Origin of the sequence: uncultured Methylobacterium sp., from assembly GCF_964251405.1 — a bacterium.
Taxonomy (GTDB): Bacteria; Pseudomonadota; Alphaproteobacteria; order Rhizobiales; family Beijerinckiaceae; genus Methylobacterium.
Genome location: NZ_CAXUJR010000077.1, coordinates 15,770 through 17,540 on the forward strand (window position 1 = coordinate 15,770; position 1,771 = coordinate 17,540).

At 70.5% G+C, this 1,771-nt stretch carries 2 protein-coding genes and 1 pseudogene; all 3 read left to right on the forward strand.

Annotation, left to right across the window (positions count from 1 at the left end):
• The first annotated feature begins 38 nt into the window (after positions 1-38).
• The 3 genes and pseudogenes from ACFE7U_RS13615 to ACFE7U_RS13625 all read left to right on the forward strand — a co-directional run bounded on the left by ACFE7U_RS13615 (position 39) and on the right by ACFE7U_RS13625 (position 1,605).
• Positions 39-650: a hydrolase gene (locus tag ACFE7U_RS13615; protein ID WP_375410260.1), complete on the forward strand. Its 612-nt coding sequence runs from the start codon at positions 39-41 to the stop codon at positions 648-650.
• Positions 647-1,156, forward strand: a pseudogene (locus ACFE7U_RS13620) (tyrosine phosphatase family protein); the annotation flags it as partial. The gene ACFE7U_RS13615 and the pseudogene ACFE7U_RS13620, both read left to right, overlap by 4 nt.
• Before the next feature lie 149 nt (positions 1,157-1,305).
• A complete protein-coding gene (locus ACFE7U_RS13625) occupies positions 1,306-1,605 on the forward strand; it encodes an exodeoxyribonuclease VII small subunit (protein ID WP_375410261.1) in 300 nt (99 codons plus the stop codon).
• The last annotated feature ends 166 nt before the right edge of the window (positions 1,606-1,771 follow it).

Below are 1,771 nucleotides of genomic sequence, written 5' to 3' on the forward strand. Positions count from 1 at the left end.
CGCCATGATCGTCACCCCGCCATGATCGTCATCCCACCATGACCGACGCCCCGCTCCGCGCCTGGCAGCGGATGCTGTCGGGCCGCCGCCTCGACCTCCTCGACCCGGCGCCCGCCGATATCGAGATCGCCGACATCGCCCACGGGCTCGCCCGGGTCGCGCGCTGGAACGGGCAGACGCATGGGCCGCACGTGTTCTCGGTCGCTCAGCACGCCCTGCTGGTGGAGGCGATCGGCGCCCATCTCGGCCCCGGCCCGACGCCGGCGGAGCGCCTCGAACTCCTGCTCCACGACGCTCCCGAATACGTGGTCGGGGACCTGATCTCGCCGTTCAAGGCGGCGATCGGCGATTCCTACAAGGCGGTGGAGCGGCGTCTGCTGGTGGCGATCCGGCGCCGCTATCGCCTGGACGAGCCGACGCCGGAGGCGATCGCCCTGGTCAAGCGCGCGGACACGGTCGCCGCCTATCACGAGGCGACACGGCTCGCGGGCTTCGACCCGGCTGAAGCCGAACGCATCTTCGGCGAGCCGGTCACCCTGCCCTCTCCCGTGATGGCGCTGCTCGATCCCTGGCCGACCGCGTCGGCGCAGGCGCGCTTCCTCGCGCGGTTCGCGGAACTCGGCGACCTCCGGGAGCACATCGTACCGTGACGGCGATCCACGTCTGCCCGCTCTCGCGCCTCGCCGAAACGGTGGCCGCCACCGGCGCCCGGGACGTCCTGACTCTCGCCACCGTCGGGTCTGCGGTGACGCGGCCGGACGGCATCGCCCCGAACCGTCATTGCATCATTGGCGTCAGCGACATCTCAGTTCCTCTTGAGGGCCACGTCCTGCCGGCCGAGGCCCACGTCCGTCAGATCCTCAATGTCGCAGAGGGCTGGGACCGGTCGGCGCCGCTGGTGATCCACTGCTATGCCGGGATCGGCCGCTCCACGGCTGCCGCCTTCATCGCGGCCTGCGCCCTCGATCCCGCCCGCGATGAGCGCGACGTATCGCGGGCGTTGCGGGCGGCCTCCGCAAGCGCAACGCCCAACCCGCGCCTCGTCGCGGTGGCCGACGCGATGCTCGGGCGCGAGGGCCGGATGGTCGCCGCGATCGCCGACATCGGGCGCGGCGCCGAGGCCTTCGAGGGCACGCCGTTCCGGCTCGACCTCGTCTCGTTCGCTCCTCAGGAGCCACGGGACGAGTGTGGCGCAAACGACGCCACGGACGCGGATTCTCCCCAAGGGTCCGAGCCTCGATAGCCGGCAGGGTTGCCGGGCGGTAGCGGCCCGGCCTAAACCGGCAGCTGAGGATGGACCTGAGAATGACCGTAGCTCGACCCGCGATGGCGTCGGCGCCAGAGACCGCGAACGCCCACGCCGCGGCGCCGATCCCCGAGGGCGACCTGCCCTTCGAGGCAGCCCTCGAGCAGCTCGAGGAGATCGTCCGGCGCCTGGAGAAGGGCGACGTGCCCCTCGACGAGTCGGTGGCGATCTACGAGCGCGGCGAATTGCTCAAGCGCCATTGCGAGGCGCTGCTGCAGCGGGCCGAGGCGCGGATCCAGACCATCACCCTCGACCCGGCCGGCAGGGCCGTCGGGACGGCGCCGCTCGACGTGGATTGACCGCGCGATGGCGATTTTTAGAATCCTGAATCCTCGTATGGCCGCACCGTGTTGCGGCCTTGTCTTCCCTTCGGACGTGAGGTCTTCGCGGTGTCACGGATAGTAACGAAGACCTCGATATTGGACGGTTTGTCCGAGCCTTTTGCGTTGCGGGCTTTGCCGGAGG